Here is a 19996-nt window from a genome sequence, read left to right as displayed (position 1 = left end):
CTCGTTGTCAGACGGTGGCGGGTGTGTGGTCGCCCTGGAGTTGACGGAGGAAGTGCCGGCAGGCGTCGACGTCGATCTCGTCCGCCCGCCAGGCGACGTGGCCGTCCGGGCGAATCACGTAGAGCGCTTGCGCGTCCGGATGGGTCAGGCCGTAGCGGTCGAAGACCTCCACCGTCTCGACGTTCTCGACCCGTTCGTCGCGGCGGCACGCCACCCGGGCGATCACGTGGGCGGTGCCGCCGAGTGCACCCAGCCGGGCGATCAGGTCGGTCGTGGTGGCGTCGTCGAGCGGTTTGCGGGACAACGCCACCACATGCATGCGGTAACCGGTCAGCATGTCGAACATGGTGCGGCCGCTGCCGATGCGGGCGTCCGGCGCGCGCTGACCGGCGTGCGGCCCGCGCAGCGAGTAGAGCAGCTCGTTGACGACGAACGGGCTCGGCGGGTAGGCCGCATCGATCTGGGAGAGCCGCCGGAACGCCTTGCGGTGCGGCAGCGGCGCCGCCGACATCCGGCCGATCAGGAACGGCGCGAACCTGTCCCGCAGCCGGCCTCGCAGGCCGGGCAGGTCGGCGGCGACCCGGTAGAGCCGGTCGGTGAAGCGCAGCAACTGCACCCCGACGGGATGACGTTCGTCGTGATAGCTGTCCAGCAGTGCTTCATTTCCTCCCGTACGAAGGACGGCCGCCAGCTTCCAGGCCAGGTTGGCCGCGTCCTGCAGTCCGGTGTTCATGCCCTGCCCACCAGCCGGCGAATGGATGTGCGCGGCGTCGCCCACGAGGAACCCGCGTCCGGCCCGGTACTGGTCGGTCTGCCGGATGGACGCCCGATACCGCGTCGTCCACACCGGATTGCCGAGCGTCACCGGCACCCGCATCGCCCGCCGAAGCTCCGCCTGGAGCTCGTCCAGGGCCAGCGGGCCGTCGCCGCCGCTCAGGTCGGTCGTCATCACTCGTGAACAGGTGGCGCCGTCCAACGGCAGGAACAGCCCGATCCGGTCGCCGTTCATGAAGATGCGGAACCGGGTGTGGTCGAACGGCCACTCCACCCGGCAGTCGGCGAGCAGGAACCGCTGCGCGTACCCGTCACCGTCGAAGCTCAGGCCCAGCTGCTTGCGGACCGTGCTGTGGGCGCCGTCCGCACCGACCACGTAGCGGCAGGTGACCTCTTCGCCGCCGAGCCGGGCGTGGACCCGCGTTTCGTCCTGGGTCAGCGATTCGAGACGGGTGTTCCATTCCACCGCGAGGCCGTGCCGGGCCAGGTCGCCGAGCAGCACCTGCTCGACCTCGTTCTGCGGGGCCATGAGAATGAACGGGTACGGCGTGTCACCGGCCTGGGCCCGGTCGAAGTCGAGTCCGCCCACCGGCCGGCCCTTGATGTGGAACGTGATGCCGGTGTTGACCACCCCGTGGGCCAGCAGTTCGCCGGCCAGTCCCAGTGAGCGGAACAGCTCGATGGTGCGGGCCTGGACGGCGAACGCCCGCGACTCGGTGGCCGGGCCGGCGCCGTCGTCGATCAGACGCACCGTCACGCCCTGCCGCAGCAGCAGCGCGGCCGTCATCAGCCCGCTCGGCCCGGCTCCGACCACCAGAACCTCACAGTCCACGGGAACGGCCGGGACCGAGGGTGTGGCTGCGGTCGGGGACGGCGCTGACGGCGTACGGGAACGCACCTGGTCCTTGCCGATGCCGTCGAGGATTCTTCGCAGGCCCGTGGTGCCCGGACGGGCGTGGACGCGCGGCAGCGGACGTCCCCGGACCGCCGCCCCGATGCGACGTCCGAACGCCAGGAGCAGGGCGGCCACGGCCAGCACGACGAGACCCACCGGTCAGCCCGCCCCGCCCGGCAACGGGCTGGACATCCGCAGGAACTGCTGCCGCAGCGGCCCCTCGACGTGCGGCCCGATGCCGGCGATGAAGGCCCGCGTGTACGCCTGGGCCAGGTGCTTCTCGAGATGCTGCTTGGATCGGAACATCTCATAGATGACGAACAGGCCGCGGTCGGCGCGGTCGCGGTGCACGTGGAACTCGAGAGCGCCGTCCTCGGCCCGCAACGGCTCCACGAGGGACAGGATCAGCCTTTCCACCTCGTCCTCGTGGCCGGGCCTGGCCCGCGCGAAGCCCAGATGCGTGTAGGGACCGGTTTCGTCCTCGTCCGGCTCCGGGAGCACGGGACGTCCTTCGGTCATGGCGCCTCCTTCGACGGTCGTGTCCGGCGGTGACAGTCTGGTTTCCGCCCGGCGCCGAAGCCGAGGCCCAGTCCCGCTGAGCGGTACGGCCGGGTGGATCGCCGGATCGGCTCCGGCGGTGATAACAAGGACGCATGGAGCGGAGCCGGCGGTTGTGCTGGGGCGTCGACGTGAGCGGCTTCAGCGCTCTGGCCGTACCGGATCAGGAACGGACCGTGCGGCAGTTGCGGGCGATCACCGAGCCGATCCGGCGGGCGCTCGCCGTCGGTGACCGGGAGCCGTTGTGGCAGACCACCGGGGACGGTGAGCTGGTGGTGCTGCCGACCGGGACCGACGAGCCGGAGGCGGTCGCGGCCGTCCTCGGGCGGTTCGCCTCCGCGCTCGCCGGTGTGACGCCGCGACTGCGTGTCCGGCTCGCACTCGATCAGGGCATCGTCCACGACACGGCCGGAGGGCTGGTCGCAGATGCGATCAACCGGATGCGGCGGATGCTGGACAGCGCCGAGTTGCACGCCGTGCTCGACGACGACCCGGCCGCCGACCTGGCCGTGGCCGTCTCCGACGAGATCCATCAGTCGGTCGTGAAGCAGGGCTATCCGGCCGTGCCGGGGCGGTTCCGGCCGGCCCGGGTGATCGATTCGCGACACGGCGCGGAGATCGACGTGTGGATGTGCGGGTTGCCGGAGCGCGGCAACCCACGGCTGGTCACCGATCCCGGTGCGTTCGGCGCGTTGCAGTCGTTCGACGTGGACTGATCGGGGTCGGCCGAACGGCTCTTTGTGCCGAGACACCGTCGGACGATCGGATTTGATGTTCGCCGGGGCGACAGAATCCGGGCATGGCCGAAGCCCGTACCGTCCAGATCATCCGGCAGATCCGGGCCAGTCCCGCCTTCCGCCAGGTGTCGCCGCCGCACACCGCGGTGAGCTGGCCGGTCGCGGTGCGGCACCGACCGGCCTGGGACGGTGCACCGGCCGCGGTCTTCCTCCGGGCGCTGCTGTTCGGCTTCCGTGACCGGCCGGGTGGGGGCGCCGACCTGTACCCGCCGTTCGCGGTCGTCACTGTGCATTGGCCCACCGGCCGGATCGCCGAGCTCACCGAGGTCCGCTACGCGCGGGTGTGGCCGCACGCGGGCCGGCGCCCGATCGGCCGGTTCCCGCACGACGGGCTGGCCCCGACCATGACCGCCTACCGCGCCGACCGGGACCGGCTGTTCGGCCACTACGACACCGTCTTCGGCAGCCTCGGCGACGGACCCGCCCTCGACGACGGTACGGCCGGGGAGTTCGCGGAGCTGTTGCGCCGGATGGCCGAGCCGGAACTGCTGCCGTTCTACCGGGCGATCGGTCCCGGCTTCACCCAACGATTCCTCGGGGGCGACCGTGGATGATCATGACTGGACCGACCACGACGCCGGCGACGACGGCCACGACGCCTTCGATGACCACGACGCCTTCGACGATCATGACGATCACGACGACGATCACGAGGATGCCGGCGACTGGCATCCGGCACCGGTCGGGCACACCTACGCCCAACTCCCGGAGCACTCCGAACTGAGCGGGTCGAGCGCCGCCGCGGTCGACGACGTGCGGTTCGGGATCGCGCTGCGCCAGGACGGCTTGTCCGAGGACGGCAACCCGGTCTCCTGGTCGACCGGCTGGAACGAGTACTACGACGAGGTCACCGGCGAGCCGGTGACACCCCGCTGACCGGAGGAAACGTGAGCGACTTCGACGCGTTGCGTGCCGACCTTCTGACCCTGATATCGCAGCTCAGCGACGCCGCCGGGGACGCTCCCGAGACCCGGGAGCGGCTCGGCCGGGCGGCCGGGCGCCTGCGCGACGGCCGGCTCACCGTGCTGGTCTGCGGCGAGTTCAAGCGCGGCAAGTCCAGCCTGATCAACGCCCTGCTCGGCGAGACCGAGCCGCTGATGCCGGTGGACACGGTCTACACCACCAACGCCATCATCACGGCCTCGTACGGCGAGCGGCTGCACATCGTCGCCCACCTCGACACCGGCGGCGACGGCGACGGCCTGACCCGGCGCGAGCTGACCCGCTCGGAACTGGTCCGGTTCGCCGCCGAGACCGAGAACGCGGGGAACAAGCAGCGCACCCGCCTGGTCGAGATCACCCTGCCGAACCCCCGCCTGGCCTCGGGGCTGACGTTCGTCGACACCCCGGGCGTCGGCGGTGCTCTCGAGGCACACACCGCCACCACGATGGGCTACCTCACCCAGGCCGACGCGGTGCTGTTCGTCGGCGACACCACGCAGATCTTCCAGCACAGCGAACTCACCTTCCTGCGCACGGCCCTGGACGCGGCCGAGGCGGCCGGCGACGCCGACGCCGTGGTCTTCGTCCTCACCCATCGCGACCTCGGCAGCGACCACGCCGAGGCATACGCGAACAACCGCGCCAAGCTCGCCGCCCTGACCGGCGTACCGGCAGAAGATCTTCCCCTGGTCGTGGTCTCCTCCACGGCCTATCAGAACTATCTGCTCGACGGCGACCCGGAAGACCTGGAGATGAGCAACTTCCCGGCGCTCGAGTCGGTGCTCTGGGGCGCGCTGGCCCGGCGCCGCATCCGGTCCCTGCTCGGCGGCGGTGCCGGGGAGGCCGCCGACGCCGCCGCCGCGCTGCTGCGCCCGGTCGTGACCGAGATCGACGCGCTCACCGCCGGCACCGCGGCCCGCCTGCAGCAGATCCGGGACGACATCCAGCGCAGCCATCGCCGCATCGAGGAACTGAAACACAGCTCCGGCTGGCGCAACGACCTGGCCCGGGAACTCGACCACGTCGGCGCCCGCCTGCTCGACCGGGCCCGGGACGAGCTCTCCGACGTCTGGCATCGGGTCGACACCGACTACCTGTACGACGAACGACTGCTCGCCGACCCGCAACGGCTGGTCGGCAAGATCGGCGAGGACGGGTCCGCGGTGGTCGGCGTGATCAACCGGCGGTTGCAACGCGACGTGTCCTCCGCCCTGGAGTCGTTCGGCGAGCGGCACGGCTTCGGCATCGGCACTCAGCGCGTACGCGGGATCAACTCGCCGGCGTTCGACGACGTCCGGGTGACCGGCCGGCTCGGCGCGGACGAGAAACCCGGCGGCGGCATGACGGTCATGCGCGACGGCGCGTTCGGGATGGGCGCCGGCGCGATGATCGGCGGCAGCATCTTCGGTCCGCCCGGAGCCCTCATCGGCGCGGGCATCGGTCTGCTGGCCGGGCTGTGGCGCGGGAAGAAGGTCGTCCAGCACCAGGACTGGCAGGCCGTCCGGGCCAGCCTGCGCACCGAACTGTCCAGCGTCAAGGACAAGCAGAAGAGCCAGGTCCTGCGGGGCATCAAGGCGATGATGGCCGACGTCAAAGAACGCGCCCTGGCCGACCTGGAAAGCCGGCTGCGGCAGGAATCGGAATCGGTCACCGCCGGCATCGCCGCCCTGGAACGGGCGGCCACCACCACCCGGGAGGACGCCGACCGGCGCCTGGCCGAACTGGGCGCCCGCCGCGCCCCGCTCGATCGGGCGGTCGCCGACGCGGCCGCCCTCACCAAACGGGTCGTCGACCTGGCGTCCGGCGGCGGTCCGGTCCCGTCGACCGGCGGTTCCTCGCGCGAACCGGCCGACGACGGATCGTGGGCGGACGAATGAGCGCCGCCCCGATCCTCGCCTTCGACCTGGGCACCGACACGGCCGCGATGGCCCTGGTCACCGGCGACGACGTGCGCTTCCTGGCCGAGCCCGGCAGCGGCCTGCTGAACTGGTCGTCGGCGATCTGCCTGGACGGCGACGAGATCGTGGTGGGCACAGCGGCCGAGAACCGCCGGCAGTCCCGGCCCACCGGCTACCGCGCCGAGATCAAACGGGACCTGGCCCGTGGCCCGGTGCGCCTCGGAGACCAGGACGTCGAACCGCTCGACCTGGTGGTGGCGGTGCTGCGGCAGGCCCGCGCGGTGGCGTCCCGCGACGCCGGCGCACCGGTCGAGCACGTCCTGCTCACCGTCCCGGCCTCCTACCACCCCGGCGACCCGCGCTGGGACCTCATGATCGCGGCGGGTACGACGGCCGGGTTCTCCGTCGTGGAGTTGATCGCCGAGCCGGAGGCGGCCGCGCTCGCCCCGGCCGCCGGCCCGCCGTTCCCACCCGGCAGCCTGGTGCTCGTCTACGACCTGGGCGGCGGCACGTTCGACACAGCCCTGATCCGAGTCGGGGAGAACACCCCGCTGCGCACCGCCTCGGCCGACGGTTGCTGCGGCCGGGATCTGGACGCCGCCGTCTACGCCGACCTGCTCGAGCAGGTCGGCGTGCCGCAGCCCGACCTGCACCAGCGAACACAGCTGACCGATCTGGTCCGGCTGGTCAAACACGACCTGACCGAGCGGACAACCGCGACGTTCGCGTACGCCGGCACCGGTGGCCTGGTCACCTATGATCGGGACCGCCTCGAGGGTCACGCCGCGCCGCTGCTGAAACGCACCCTGGACTGTTGCCGCCGGGTCCTCGCCGACGCCGGGGTGGACGCCCGGCAGGTGCACGGCGTGCTGCTCACCGGCGGGGTCACCCGGATGCCGGCCGTTGCGGCCACGGTCGCCGCCGAGCTGCGGATCCCGGTCCGGCACGCCCGCGACCCGCAGTACGCGGTGGTGGCCGGCGCCGCCCGGCACGCCGCCGACCGGACCGGCCGGGCCCTGACCGCGCAGACCCCCGGTCGCACCGGCACCCCGCTGCGCTGGACCCTCCCCTCCGGCACCGGCACCCTGCTGACCTGGGATGTCGCCGTCGGCCGGGCCTTCGAAGCGGGCCGGCCGCTGGGCCGCATCCGGGTGCACGACGGCGCCGTCTGGGACCTGGTCGCCCCGCGCGCCGGCGTCGTGCTGGAGCAGCACGCGGAGCCCGGCGCGCTGGTGTGCACCGGCGACTGGCTGGTCACCGCCGGGCAGCTGGCCGGCCCAGCCACCGCCGGCAAGCTCACCTGCCGGCTGGTGGAGACGCACCCCGCGGCCAAGGCGGGCGCGGCGGCGCTGACCGGCGACGGCCGCCTGCTGGCGGCCCTCGCCGAGGGCCGCACCCTGCGGGTGGTGGACCTCCGAGACGGTACGGAGGTGCTGTCCCACCGCGACAAACCGATCTGCGGCGTCCGCTTCGACCCGGCCGGTGAACGCCTCGGCGTGGCCGTCGACGACGGCAGCAAGCAGCGGCTGACCCTGTGGGACCTCGCCACCGGGGAGCAGGTGGCCTCCATCCGCCGCGACTTCGACCTCGACTGGGCGCCGTTGGGCGACGACCGTGTCCTGATCTCCGCGGCCGAAAGCTATCCCGGCAAGAAGGACCCGTTCGCCGACGTCGTCGACATGCGGACGAACAAGTCGGTCGGGGCCGTCCCGCAACCCCGGGGCGGGACACAGGGCCGGGCGAAGCCGATCGGCACCGGCGGCCGGCTCGCCGGCCTGGAGCACGGTTACAGCATCCACAGCGCCTGCCTGCTCACCTATGACGCAGCCGGCGTGCCCGCCGCCCCCCGGCTTGTCACCGGCCTTGACGCCGGCCTCGACGACGACCGGATGGTGCTGGCCGCCGCGGTCGACGGCACCTGCCTGGCCTCGGCCGACGACCAGGGCTGGGTACGCGTCTTCCGGGCGCCGGCCGAGAACGAGAAGAAGATCAAACCGGCCGCGGTGATCGGCCACGCCCCGGGCGGTGTCACGGCACTGGCGTTCAGCACCGACGGCCGGCATCTGATCGCGACCGGCGCCGGACTGGTCACCGTCTGGGAACTGGAGTGGGAACAGTGATCCTGGTCTTCGACCTCGGCACCGACACGGCGGCGATGGCTCTGGTCGCCGACGGCGAGGTGCGGTTTCTGGCCGAGCCGGGCACGGGCCTGCTGAACTGGTCGTCGGCGATCTGCCTGGACGAGGACGAGGTCGTGGTCGGCACGGCGGCGGAGAACCGTCGCCAGTCCCGGCCGGTCGGCTACCGCGCGGAGATCAAACGGGACCTGGGCCGCGGCCCGGTGCGTCTGGGCGACCGGGACGTCGAACCCCTCGACCTGGTCGTCGCGGTGCTGCGGCAGGCCCGGACGGTCGCGTCCCGTGATGCCGGCGTGCCGGTCGACCACGTGCTGCTCACCGTTCCGGCCTCGTACGGTCCCGGCGATCCGCGCTGGGACCTGATGATCGCCGCCGGGGAGGCGGCCGGGTTCACCGTCGTCGAGCTGATCACCGAGCCGGTGGCGGCCGCGCTCGCCCCGGTGGCCGGTCCGGCGTTCCCGCCCGGAAGCCTGATCCTGGTCTACGACCTGGGCGGCGGCACGTTCGACACCGCGCTGGTCCGGGCCGGCCAGGAGGGTCCGCTCCGGACCGGCTCGGTCGACGGCTGCGCGGGCCGCGATCTGGACGCGGCGATCTTCGCCGACCTGGCCGGGCAGCTCGGCGTCGCTGCCACCGGACAGACACCGCTGGACCTGCTGCGGCGCACCCAGCTGGCCGACCTGGTGCGGCTGCTCAAGCACGACCTGACCGACCGGTCGCGGGCCACGTTCGTCTTCGCCGGCACCGGCGAAACCGTTACGTACGAACGGGAACGCCTCGAGGCCCACGCCGCCCCGCTCCTCAAGGCCACAGTGGATTGTTGCCGCCGGGTCCTGGCCGACGCCGGCGTCGAGCCCGGCCAGTTGCACGGCGTCGTCCTGGCCGGCGGGGTGACCCGGATGCCGCTGGTCGGCGCGTATGTCGGCGAGGCGCTGGGCGTTCCCGTCCAGTCCGCCCGGGATCCGCAGTTCGCGGTGGCGGCGGGCGCGGGCCGGTACGCCGCCGGGCTGAGCGATCGGCTGGTGACCGGTGAGCTCGCCGGGGCAGGGGCGAAGCCGGTGCGGTGGAACGTGCCGGGCGGCACCGGAACCCTGCTGGCCTGGACGGTCACCAATGGCGAAAGTTACCGGGCCGGGCAGGTGCTGGGCCGGGTCCGCACGCACGAGGGAGGCGTCTGGGGACTGGCCGCCCCGGCCGACGGCGTCGTGCTCGAACGGCACGCCGACCCGGGCGATCTCGTCCACTCCGGTGACTGGCTGGTCACCTCCGGACGATCGGGGTCGCCGTCGGCGGCGAGCCAGTTCACCTACCGTCTGCTGGGCACCTATTCGGTTGCCGGAGCGAAATGCGCCGGTCTGCTGCCGGACGGACGACTCGTCGCCGCCGCCATCGAGGACCACGAGCTCAGAGTCGTCACGCCGGAGTCCGGTGAGGTCCTGATCGGTGGCCGGTCCGTCGGAGAGGCGTCCGAGATCCAGCTCGACCCGCAGGTCACCACGTTGTTCCTGGCCGACGGCGAGCGCTACGGAGGCGACTACGATCTCACCGCGATCGACCTCACGTCGATCCCGGGCAGCTCGCGCGGTTCCGTTCGGCTCCGGGGCGTGAAGGCCTGGTCGGTGCTGGACGCCGACCACGTGATCGTCCTGGAGAATCCCGTTCTGACCCGTAACTGGTCGGTGACCGGGCCGTCGGTCATCCGCCTGCGCGACGGCACGACGGTGGGCTCGCCGGATCTCCCGATGGATCTGGAGTTCGGATCGGGTGCCCGGATCGTCGCGTCGAAGGACGAGCTGTGGCTGCTCCGCCCCGACCGTGGCGACATGCCCACCAAGGGTCCGGCAATGTGGCGCAATCCCTATGTGAAGCCCCTGGCGGCGACGTCCGATCGGGCGTTCTTCCTGGCCTACGCCGAGGAATGGGTGGTGGTGTTCCGGATGACCGACACACAGGACTACACGTCGATCGGCCGGCTCGGCCACAGCGCAGGCGTGATCACGTCGGCGTACTTCTCGCCGGACGATCGGCAGCTGGTGATCGCCGGCGGCAACGAGGTTACCCACTGGGAGATCGAATGGCCGACATGATCCTGGTGTTCGACCTGGGCACCGACACCGCCGCGATGGCCCTGGTCGCCGACGGGGAGGTGCGGTTTCTCGCCGAGCCCGGGAGCGGTCTGCTCAGCTGGTCATCGGCGGTCTGCCTGGACGGTAGGAACATCGTGGTCGGCACCGCGGCCGAGAACCGCCGCCAGTCGCGCCCGGCCGGCTACCGCGCCGAGATCAAACGCGACCTGGGCCGCGGCCCGGTGCGGCTCGGCGACCGGGACATCGACCCGTTCGAGCTGGTCGTGGCGGTGCTGCGGCAGGCCCGGACGGCGGCCGAGCGTGACGCCGGCGTCCCGGTGGAGCACGTGCTGCTCAGCGTGCCCGCGTCGTACGGCCCCGGGGATCCGCGCTGGGACCTGATGATCGCCGCCGGGGAGGCGGCCGGGTTCACCGTCGTCGAACTGATCGCCGAACCGGTGGCGGCCGCGCTCGCCCCGGTCGCCGGCCCGCCGTTCCCGCCCGGAAGCCTGATCCTGGTGTACGACCTGGGCGGCGGCACCTTCGACACGGCGCTGGTGCGGGTCGGCGAGACCACGCCGCTGCGGGTGGCGTCGGCCGACGGTTGCGCCGGCCGCGACCTGGATGCTGCGATCTTCGCCGAACTCGCCGACGAGCTGGGGGTGTCCACCACCGGTGAGACGCCGCTGGATCTGCTGCGGCGCACCCAGCTGGCCGATCTGGTGCGCCTGCTCAAGCACGACCTGAGCGAGCGCGACGAGACGTCGTTCGTGTTCGCCGGGACCGGCGCCGAGGTCACCTACGACCGGGCCCGGCTCGACGCGCACGCCCTGCCGCTGCTGAAGAAGACCCTCGACACCTGCGACCGGGTCCTGGCCGCGGCCGGCGTCGAGCCCGGCGCGGTGGATGGCGTCCTGCTCAGCGGTGGCGTGACCCGCATGCCGATCGTCGCCTCCTTCGTCGCGGAGGCACTGGGGCGGCCGCTGCGGCACGCGCGGGACCCGCAGTACGCCGTCGTGGCTGGCGCCGCGCAGCGGGCCGCGAACCGGACCGGTCGGGTGGTGAACGCCGAACCGCCCGACCGGGATGCAACCCCGATGCGCTGGAACCTGCCGGGCGGGACGGGCACCTTGCTCGCCTGGGACGTCGCCGAGGGCGGCGGGTTCCGATCCGGTGATGTGCTGGCCCAGGTGCGGGGACATGACGGCGCGATCTGGGACCTGGCCGCGTCGCAGGACGGCGTTGTGGTGGGCCGGCACGTAGACCTGGGCGGCGTCGTCCACTCCGGGGATTGGCTCGTCACCTCGGCACGGAAGATCGCGGGCAGAGTGGCCGGGCAGGTCCGGTTCCGGCTGCTCGCAGCATTTGAGAACGTCAATGCTTTGGCCGTGTCGGCCGGCATCACACCGAATGGTCGGCTCATCGCGGTCCACTGGGTCGGGAAAGAAATTCAGGCCACCGATCCCTACTCGGGCGAACGAATTCTCGCCGTCCCCTCGGGGTACTACCACACCGAGGCGGCGCTCGACCCTGACGCCGCTCAGCTGGTCACAGTTGAGACCAGTTCGGACATTTACAAGACCGAGTATCACGTCTTCGCCTACGACCTGACGAGCGGGAAGAACATCGGGTCGCTGAGCCGCCAACGGCTGAAGAGATGGGCTTGCCTGGGCGGAGATCGGGTACTCATCGAGGACGACGGCACCAAGGGTGGTGGGCCATGCATCATCAATCTGCGTACCAGCGGGGTGGTCGGCGCGTTCGGGTTCACCGAGGACGAGTTCCATCATTTCGGAGCCGGCGGCCGGATCGTGATGGGAACGAAGAACGGCTGGGGCGCTCGCCTGCTCACCTACGACGCGGCGGGTGTGCCGGTGGGCAGTAAAGCCGTCGGGCAACTGCCGTTCGACGGGCGTAACCACGAGCTGGGAGCGCTCGCCGCGACCTCGGACCGAGCATTCATCGTGATGCAACAGAACCCCGGAATGGTGAGCCTTCTCCGGACACCGGAGGACGGTCAGGTGATGGGTCCGCCTCTCGCTCACCTCGGGCACGTCCCCGGATCAAGCAACTGGGCCGCCTTCTCACCGGATGACCAGCAGCTGGTCGTGGCCGGCGGAAACTGGGTCACGCACTGGGAATTGGAGTGGCCGTCGTGAGTGGTGGGCTGGGGTACGTGTTCGCGGCGGCGCGAGGGGAGTTCGCCGGGCAGCCCGCACTCGATCGCGTCGCCCGGGTCATGCGGGGGCACGAGGCACGGTTTCTCGCGCCGATGAGTGTCGCTCTCGTCGGGCGGGTCAGTTCGGGAAAGTCCACCCTCGTCAACGCGCTGCTCGGTGGGACATACGTCGCGACCGGGGTGCGGGAGCTCACCTTCACCGTGGCGCATCTGCGGCAGGGCGAGCCGCGGATCGTCGTGCACTTCCGGGAGAAGGGGCGGCCGGTCGAGACGTACCCACCGGAAGAGATCGACGCGCTCACGGTGAACGATCCCGCGCAGCTCGAGTTTCTGCGGAGCATCGATTTTCTCGATGTCTACGTCGGCAACGACTATCTGCGGCAGTTCGCCATCGTGGACACGCCGGGGCTCGACGCGCATCTCGGGACCGAGTCGCAGACCACGCTCAACCTGCTCGGGCGGACCGGTGGGGACGTTCGCGAGTCGACCGTGACGCATGCCGCCGGGGCCGATGCGATCGTGCTCGTGTTCACCCGGCGTGGCCTGCACGAGGACGACGTGCGGGTGCTCACCGACTTCGCCGGCGCCGACGTGGCCGGGCTCGGGCCGCTCAACACCGTGGGGGCGCTCAACCAGGTCGAGGCGCTGTGGCGGCCCGGGAACGATCCGATGGCCGAGGCCACGCGGGTGGCCGGCAACCTGATGAGCATCGCCGAGGTGGGACGGTCGGTGTACGAGATGATTCCGGTCGCGGGGCTGCTCGCGGCGGCCGCCGGGACCTGTGACGCCGAGGATCTGGCGCGGTTCGAGGCGCTGTCCAAGGTGGACCCGGGGCGGCTGGAGCGGATCGTCGCGCGGGGGGATCACTTCGCGACCCGGGACTATCCGGAGATCACGGTGCCGGCCGGCGAACGGAAGGCACTGGTCGACCGGTACAGCCAGTGGGGAGTCGTGCTGGCCACGTCGCTGGCCCGGGACGGGGTCACCACCGTACGGGAAATGCGGGCCGAGCTGGAGCAGCGGTCCGGCCTGGAGCGACTGCGGGGTGTTCTGACCGGGCATTTCGGCAACCGGGCCGGTCTGATCAAGACCACCCGGGTGTACGCGTGGGCCGACGACCTGCCGTACGGGGTGCGGCCGACCCTGCCGCCGCGGGCGCAGGCCGCGCTGGACCGGGTGACCCGGCGCTTCACCGAGCTGCGGCTGCGCGAGGAGAACGAGCACGACGAGCTCAAGGCACTGCGCGCTCACTACGACGGGCAGTTGCGGCTGCCGCTGGGCGGTGGTGCCGAGTTGCTGCGGGTGACCGGCGAGCACGGTATGGACCCGGCCGCGCGCCTCGGATGCGCGGCCGGCACCCCGGCGGCGGAGATGCTGCAGGTGACACGGGAGCGCCGGACGGCGTGGGCGAGCGCCGCGATGGGGGTCTACAACGGGGCGACCACCAACGCCATCCGGGTCATCCAGAACGCCTACGTCGCGGTGGAGCGGGAGCTGGAACCGGCGACGGCGTAGAGCGTGCTGTCGATGTGGACGAGTTCCGCGTCGCCGGCGCGGCCCGCGTAGTACGCGTGCTCTCCGGCCGGGAGGCGGTGCCGGATCGCGCCGGTGCCGGCCTCCATCAGGAACACTCCGCTGTCCGCGCCGACCGCGATCGTCTCGTCGTCGTGGTAGAGCAGTTTCACCGTTTCGCCGGTCATCTCGACCGACCAGTGGACGGCGCCGGTCAGCGGGTCCAGCCACTCCAGATGGCCGGAGCTGGTGGCCAGCACCCCACCCGGCAGCTCTTGGACGAGCCGGTGGGCGGAGACCCACGCCACCTGGCCGGTCGCCCGGTCGATCGCCAGCAGGTCGTCCAGGCCACGCGGCCAGAGCCAGACCGCGGTGGCCGTGCCGTCCGGGCGGTTGCCGGGCATCGCGCGGCGCCACCGCGGGCGGCCGTCGGCGATGTTCACCGCGATCAGTTCGTTGCCCTCCCGGAGGTAGACGTTCTCGGCGTCGTCGCTGATCCGCACGACCGACTGATAGCTGTTCGACCGGTAGTACTGCCAGACGTCGCCGGTGGCCGGGTTGACCCCGGCCAGCACATAGTGCCGCGGGTAGACGGTGTACGCCGAGAAGGTCAGCGCGGTCGCTTCCCGCCGGACCCAGACCGGCCAGCCGGTCCGGCCGTTCAGGGCGACGTTGCGCTTGTAACCGAACCGGCCGTACACGATCGAGCCGATCACCTGGACGTTCCACAGCTCCCGATACGTACGCGGGCCGGTCCAGGTGCCGGTCACCTCGCCGGTTTCCAGGTCGACCATGTGGACCTGATGCTGCTCGGTGACCACGAACGTGCCGCTGGCCGGCACCCGCGCCTGGAATCGGGGCGCCTCGGTGAACGACCGCCGCCAGATCTCCTCGCCGGTGGCCGGGTCGATCCGGAAGATGTCGTTGTCGTCGCGGAACACCGGCTCCGGCATGAGGCGGCCGGCCTTCCGGGCGTACGGCTGGAACCACCGGTCCTGGCCGGTGGTGAGGGCGATGCCCCGCAACCCGCCGGGCTCGCACACGACCGCCACGTCGCCGGCCCGGGTGCAATCCGACCGCTCGCCGCCGACCGGCCGGATCCACCGCTGTGTGCCGACCGACGGCGCCAGTCCGCGCAGCATCCCGTCGCCGGCCACCACCACGTAGTCGGCGGCCGACCACACCTCCACCCCCGAGCCGACCGTGGTCTCCCACGGGCGGAACGTCGGCGCCACCGTGACCAGCCAGTCCCCGGCCGCGACGAGGTCACCCGGCTCGGCGTGCCGGGTCAGCACGACGCCCGGCTCGTCGGCGGTCAGCTGATAGACCGGACCGTCGGCGAGGCGCACCTGGGCGAGGGCGTCGCCCGGCCGGTAGCTCTCGCCCTCGGAACGCAACCAGCGGGTCAGCGTGCCCAGGCCCTGCGGGATCGCCCAGCGCAACGGCTTCTCCTCCGGCCCCTGCGGCTGTGGCGGGCACACCCGGGACACCCCGCGCGCCGCCCACGCCGCCGCCCCGGTGACCACGGCCAGTTCGGGGTCGCGGGACGCCCGTACCCGGCCGAAACGTGCGGCCATCATGGACGCCACCAGCGGCACCCGGGAACTGCCGCCGACCATCAGCACCCAGGCCGGTTGATCGCCGGCCACCAGCCGTTCGCAGCACTCCACGGTCTGCGCCACCAGCGGCTCGGCCAGCTTGTCGAAGGTGTCCCGGTCCAGCCGCAGTTCCAGATCGAGCAGCCCGAGAATGTCCTCGGCCACGGAGACGTCGCTGAGCTGCTCCTTCATCCGGCGGGCCCGCTCGGCCAGCTCGATCCGGGCCTTGCCGCCGAGCCGGTCGGTGGCCGCCAGGAGCCGGGTCAGCTCGTCCCCGCCGAGCCCGGCCAGATGCTGATAGACCACCTCGTCGAGGTCGAGCCCGCCGAGGTGGTCCAGGGCCGCGTGCCGCAGCACGTCGTGCCCGTCGGCGCCGACACGGACCAGAGCGGCGTCGAACGTCCCGCCACCGAAGTCGTACACCAGCACCAGATCGCCGGGGGCGAACGCTTCTCCGGCCGGCGCCGATCCGGCCGCCGCCACCGGTTCGTACAGCAGCTCGACCGTGCCGAACCCGAGCCCCTGAGCCACGCCGATCATCAGCTCGCGGCGCGGATCGCCCGGATGGTAGGCGGCCGGCACGGTCAGCAGCAGCTGCTCGATCGGCCGGCCGTGGATCCGCTGCGCCTCGTCCCGGAACGCCCGCAGCACCGCGCCGAACAGGTCAGCCGGGGACAGCGTACGGCCGCCGATCGTGACGTCGCTCCGGCCGAGCAGCCGCTTGATCTCGTTCTGATAGTCGCCCGGCCGGATCAGCCGCTTGCGGTCCGGCAGCGTGCCGACCAGCAGCTCCTCACCGTCGGCGAGCACCGACGAGGGCCAGACGAACAGCCCGCTCGACGGCTCCCGCAACGGCTGCGTCCGGTCGCCGGCCACCAGCACCCCCGCCGACCCGCTGGTGCCGAAGTCCACTACCAGTACGGCCTCGTCCGCCATGTGCGCCCTCCCCATTCGCCCGGACGTTAACTTCAACGAGCCGGAGGAGGGATCACCACATCGTTTGCTGGGATGTCAGCGTTACGGGCAGAGTTCCCGGCACGGTGACGGAGGCGTGATGGACGAGTGGCCACCCGGCACCCTGCTGGGCGACTGCGAGCCGGGTGTCGCACGCCGGCTCACCACCCTCGGCACCCTGATCCACCGCACCGGCCCGGCCGTCCTGATCCGGGTCGACGACCCGGGCGATCATTCCTATCTGCTGCTGAGCGGCGTGGTGAAAGTGACCGTGCCGACAACCGCCGGTGGCACCGCTTTGCTGGCCGTCCGGGTCGGCGGGGAACTCGTCGGCGAACTGGCCGCATTGGACGGCCGTCCCCGCTCGGCCACGGTGACCAGCGCCGGCCCGATCACCGCCCGGGTCATCGCGGCCCCCGATCTGCAACGGCTGATCGCGGCGGACGCCCCGGCCCGCAACGCGATCATCGGTTCGGTGGTGAGCCGGCTGCGCGATGAGATCTCCCGCCGCGCCGACTTCAGCGGCGCCGACGTGCCCACCCGGGTGGCCCGGGTGCTGCTGGCGCTGGCCGAGCGGTACGGCCAGGACGGCCCGACCGGCACGCTGATCCGGCCCGCCCTGGCCCAGCCGGAGCTGGCCACCCTGGTCGACGCGAGCGAACCGACCGTGCAGCGGGCGTTGCGCGGCCTGCGCGAGGCGGGCCTGCTGAGCAACGGCTACCGCAGCTTCCACATCCACGACATCGGGCGGCTGCGCGAGGCCGCCTACCCACCGACCTGACCGGCGGGCTGCACCCGCGGCATGAAGTGGATGACTCATCCGTTTCGTGTAGGGTGGAGTAGCGGATGAGTTATCCGTTTAGTTTCCGCTCACCCTGGAGAGACCATGCAGATCTTTGTCACCGGCGGTACCGGCTACCTGGGTTCGGCGCTCGTGGAACACTTCGTCGCCGCAGGCCACGACGTGGTGGCGCTGACCCGGTCTCCGGGGTCGGCGGCGAAAGCGTCACGGGCCGGCGCACGTCCTCTGACCGGCAGCCTGAGCGACACCGGCCTCCTCGAAAAGGCGGCGACGGACGCCGGTGCGGTGGTGCACACGGCGGCCGTCGACTACGCCGGCGGCGAAGAGGCGATCACGGCCGAGGCCACGGCGATCGAGGCGCTGACCCGCGGGGCGGGAAAGGCAGGCACCGGAAAGCCGTTCCTCTACACCAGCACGAACCTCGTCTACGGGTTCGACCCCGCCCGGCCCCACGACGAGGACGCAGAACTGCCGGAGCCGGGCCCGGTGCCCGCCAAGCTCGCCGGCGAGCGCCTGGTACGCGAAGCGGCCGGCCTGACCGGCATCGTCATTCGCGCGGGTCTGATCTACGGCCGAGGCGGCTCCATGCTGCCGACCAGCCTCATCGATGCCGCGACCCGGTCGGGCGCGGCCACCTACATCGGCACCGGCGACAACGAGTGGACCCCGGTCCACGTGGACGACCTCGCCCGCCTCTACCTGGCGGCCCTGAAGCAGCCGGTGGCGGGCACCTACAACGCGACCGGCACGCAGCGGTTCACCTTCCGCGAACTCGCCGAGGCGATCGCGGACCTGACCGGCACCGCCCCGACCTCGATCACCGCCGAGCAGGCCGAAGCCGCCATGGGACCGATGGCCGCACTCCTCCAGTCGTCGGCCCGCGTCTCCTCCCGGAAGGCACAGGAGACGTTCGGGTGGAGCCCCACCGGACCGGCCCTGCCGGACGACGTACGCTCCGGCTCCTACCGGGCCGCGAACTGACGAGACCATCCCAACCGGTCAGCCCCAGCTGCCCGACGCATCGCCCCACAGCGCGCCCGCCCGGCACGACCGACACGCTGGAACCGGGCGCGTAGTCAGCCGCATCGCCTGCCGCAGAACCGGGTGGGTGGCCAGCAGCCCGGGAAGTCGGCACCGAACAGCAGCCAGCACACGACGTCAGTGGCGTAGTAGGTGCCGATCGGGAGGTGAAACCGAGTCCACCCGGGCGGGGCGCTCGTCTCGCCGACGTCGAGGTCGAGGCGCCGGCCCGCGTACGGGCCGACGGGTCGAACATGGAGCACACTGCGCCGGCCGCGCGTCGGCGGGCCGTCACTGCCACGCCAGACCCCGTCCTCACCGCGGACGGCACGAATCAGCACCGGCAGTCACCGCCGGTCCGCGCAGCTGACAGATTCGGCTGGGGTAGGTCCATCGCGGAATACACATCCAAGCTGTGAGGCAGTCGTGCGGGTGGTCTTCGCACAGTCCTTCGCGGCGCGGCCCGTACGCGGATGCGATCTTGCGAAAAAACCTAGGATGGCCACATGCCGATCTCCCTGCACCACCTGCGCGACGGCAACCGGTCACGCTGGGCGGTGCACCAGGACGGCGTCTGGGGTGAGCTCGACGGAAGCCTCGCCGACCTGCTCGCCCGGCCGCTCGAGGAGTCCCGGGCGGTGATCGAGGCCGCCGCCCGCAAGGCCGACCGGGACAGCCCCGGCGGCACGACGCTGCCACCGGTCGACCAGCAGGAGGTGTGGGCGGCCGGAGTGACCTACCGGCGCAGCCGCGACGGCCGCAAGGAGGAATCCGGGCACGGTTCCCTCTACGACCTCGTGTACGACAGCCGGCGCCCCGAGCTGTTCCTCAAGTCCAGTCCGTGGCGTGTGGTCGGTGACGGTGACGCCGTCGGGATCCGTGCCGACTCCGGCTGGGACGTCCCCGAGGCCGAGGTCGGCCTGGTCCTCGACGCGGCCGGCGACATCTTCGGATACACCCTGGGCAACGACATGAGCAGCCGGTCGATCGAGGGCGAAAACCCGCTCTACCTGCCGCAAGCCAAGATCTACGACCGCTCCTGCGCCCTGGGCCCAGCGATCGTGCCGGCGTGGGCGGCCGGACCCGGCCCGTTCCCGATCGGCCTGCGGGTGCTGCGGGCCGGCCAGGAGGCCTACGCGGCCACCACCTCGACGTCGGCGATGGCCCGCACCTTCGACGACCTGGCCGGCTGGCTGTTCCAGGCGCTCACCTTCCCGGCCGGCGTGGTGCTGCTGACCGGCACCGGGGTGGTCCCCGGCGCCGACTTCACCACCCAGCCCGGCGACACCATCGAGATCACGTCCGGTCCGCTCGGTACGTTGACCAACCCGGTCGTCGCGGTCGGCCACTGAGCCGTCGGCTGCGGGTGGTGCGGCGTCACACCGGGTAGACGCGGTACCGCAGATCCTCGTCGTATCGCAGACCGGTCACCGCCGTGATGATCGACCACAGGAAGTCCTCGTCCGGGCCCCACGTCGGCACGGCGATCTCCGCCTCGACCGGCAGCGGCGTCCCCTCGTCCTCCACGGCCACGCCCTCGGCGAAGACGTAATAGCGGGTGCGTTCGCCGTTCGTGAACAGCGAGAAGCCGTACGTGCTGGAAACGCTGCTGAAGAACACCACCAGAGCGTCGGCCGGCCCGGTCGGTTCCCAGCCCATGACGACGTCCATCCGGGGATTCCAGACCTGCGCCCAGCCACCCGAGTCGGCGGCATAGAGGGCATCGGGCTTGAGCGCACTCGTGGCCTGATCGGCTTCGACCAGTTCGCCGCTGAATTCGGTGATGGCCAGCTCGTCCACCGCCTCGTCCGCCGTGCGGTCCCGGACAAACAGCACCGAGGTGTTCCAACCCATGATCAAAAA

16 protein-coding genes are annotated in these 19996 nt (G+C 71.7%); 11 read left to right on the top strand and 5 right to left on the bottom strand.

Annotation, left to right across the window (positions count from 1 at the left end; all coding sequences use genetic code 11):
- Window positions 1-7: 7 nt before the first annotated feature.
- On the bottom strand, window positions 8-1825 hold the full coding sequence (locus KOI35_RS27065; protein ID WP_215791426.1) for an FAD-dependent monooxygenase: 1818 nt from the start codon (window positions 1823-1825) through the stop codon (window positions 8-10).
- Window positions 1826-1828: 3 nt separating this feature from the next.
- A complete protein-coding gene (locus KOI35_RS27060; RefSeq protein WP_215791425.1) occupies window positions 1829-2188 on the bottom strand; it encodes a putative quinol monooxygenase in 360 nt (119 codons plus the stop codon).
- 134 nt (window positions 2189-2322) lie between these two features.
- Here KOI35_RS27060 and KOI35_RS27055 point away from each other — a divergent pair, with 134 nt between their 5' ends.
- From KOI35_RS27055 to KOI35_RS27020, 8 genes are all read left to right on the top strand, one after another.
- Complete coding sequence (locus KOI35_RS27055) at window positions 2323-2943, top strand: hypothetical protein (RefSeq protein ID WP_215791424.1); 621 nt, start codon at window positions 2323-2325, stop codon at window positions 2941-2943.
- Window positions 2944-3026: 83 nt separating this feature from the next.
- Window positions 3027-3578 (top strand): hypothetical protein, encoded by a 552-nt coding sequence (locus KOI35_RS27050; protein ID WP_215791423.1) that lies wholly within the window; start codon window positions 3027-3029, stop codon window positions 3576-3578.
- Window positions 3571-3900 (top strand): hypothetical protein, encoded by a 330-nt coding sequence (locus tag KOI35_RS27045; protein WP_215791422.1) that lies wholly within the window; start codon window positions 3571-3573, stop codon window positions 3898-3900. The genes KOI35_RS27050 and KOI35_RS27045 overlap by 8 nt, the downstream gene beginning before the upstream one ends.
- An 11-nt stretch (window positions 3901-3911) precedes the next feature.
- Window positions 3912-5843 carry a dynamin family protein gene (locus KOI35_RS27040; RefSeq protein WP_215791421.1) on the top strand — a complete coding sequence of 644 codons (1932 nt, stop codon included), beginning with the start codon at window positions 3912-3914 and terminating at the stop codon, window positions 5841-5843.
- A complete protein-coding gene (locus tag KOI35_RS27035; protein ID WP_215791420.1) occupies window positions 5840-7984 on the top strand; it encodes an Hsp70 family protein in 2145 nt (714 codons plus the stop codon). Before KOI35_RS27040 ends, KOI35_RS27035 begins: the two co-directional genes overlap by 4 nt.
- Complete coding sequence (locus KOI35_RS27030) at window positions 7972-10089, top strand: Hsp70 family protein (protein WP_215791419.1); 2118 nt, start codon at window positions 7972-7974, stop codon at window positions 10087-10089. The genes KOI35_RS27035 and KOI35_RS27030 overlap by 13 nt, the downstream gene beginning before the upstream one ends.
- Window positions 10077-12227 carry an Hsp70 family protein gene (locus KOI35_RS27025; RefSeq protein WP_215791418.1) on the top strand — a complete coding sequence of 717 codons (2151 nt, stop codon included), beginning with the start codon at window positions 10077-10079 and terminating at the stop codon, window positions 12225-12227. Before KOI35_RS27030 ends, KOI35_RS27025 begins: the two co-directional genes overlap by 13 nt.
- Window positions 12224-13762 carry a dynamin family protein gene (locus KOI35_RS27020; RefSeq protein WP_215791417.1) on the top strand — a complete coding sequence of 513 codons (1539 nt, stop codon included), beginning with the start codon at window positions 12224-12226 and terminating at the stop codon, window positions 13760-13762. The genes KOI35_RS27025 and KOI35_RS27020 overlap by 4 nt, the downstream gene beginning before the upstream one ends.
- Here KOI35_RS27020 and KOI35_RS27015 read toward each other — a convergent pair.
- The gene (locus KOI35_RS27015) at window positions 13720-16293 is read right to left on the bottom strand and encodes an Hsp70 family protein (protein ID WP_215791416.1); all 2574 of its coding nucleotides are present in this window, start codon (window positions 16291-16293) and stop codon (window positions 13720-13722) included. The genes KOI35_RS27020 and KOI35_RS27015 overlap by 43 nt on opposite strands.
- A 118-nt stretch (window positions 16294-16411) precedes the next feature.
- On the opposite strand from KOI35_RS27015, the gene KOI35_RS27010 reads away from it, so the two are divergent.
- Window positions 16412-17092, top strand: a complete 681-nt coding sequence (locus tag KOI35_RS27010) for a Crp/Fnr family transcriptional regulator (RefSeq protein WP_215791415.1) — start codon at window positions 16412-16414, stop codon at window positions 17090-17092.
- A gap of 105 nt (window positions 17093-17197) precedes the next feature.
- Window positions 17198-18094 (top strand): NAD-dependent epimerase/dehydratase family protein, encoded by an 897-nt coding sequence (locus KOI35_RS27005; RefSeq protein WP_215791414.1) that lies wholly within the window; start codon window positions 17198-17200, stop codon window positions 18092-18094.
- A gap of 95 nt (window positions 18095-18189) precedes the next feature.
- On the opposite strand, the gene KOI35_RS27000 is transcribed toward KOI35_RS27005, so the two are convergent.
- Window positions 18190-18474, bottom strand: a complete 285-nt coding sequence (locus KOI35_RS27000; protein ID WP_215791413.1) for a hypothetical protein — start codon at window positions 18472-18474, stop codon at window positions 18190-18192.
- A 165-nt stretch (window positions 18475-18639) separates the two neighbouring features.
- Here KOI35_RS27000 and KOI35_RS26995 point away from each other — a divergent pair, with 165 nt between their 5' ends.
- Complete coding sequence (locus KOI35_RS26995) at window positions 18640-19485, top strand: fumarylacetoacetate hydrolase family protein (protein WP_215791412.1); 846 nt, start codon at window positions 18640-18642, stop codon at window positions 19483-19485.
- A 25-nt stretch (window positions 19486-19510) separates the two neighbouring features.
- On the opposite strand, the gene KOI35_RS26990 is transcribed toward KOI35_RS26995, so the two are convergent.
- Complete coding sequence (locus KOI35_RS26990) at window positions 19511-19987, bottom strand: hypothetical protein (protein WP_215791411.1); 477 nt, start codon at window positions 19985-19987, stop codon at window positions 19511-19513.
- Window positions 19988-19996: the final 9 nt, after the last annotated feature.

It is taken from the genome of Paractinoplanes bogorensis (genome assembly GCF_018829635.1).
GTDB classification, from domain to species: domain Bacteria; phylum Actinomycetota; class Actinomycetes; order Mycobacteriales; family Micromonosporaceae; genus Actinoplanes; species Actinoplanes bogorensis.
Note: the sequence above shows the minus strand (reverse complement) of the source record. Positions and strands in the feature narration are given on the sequence as shown.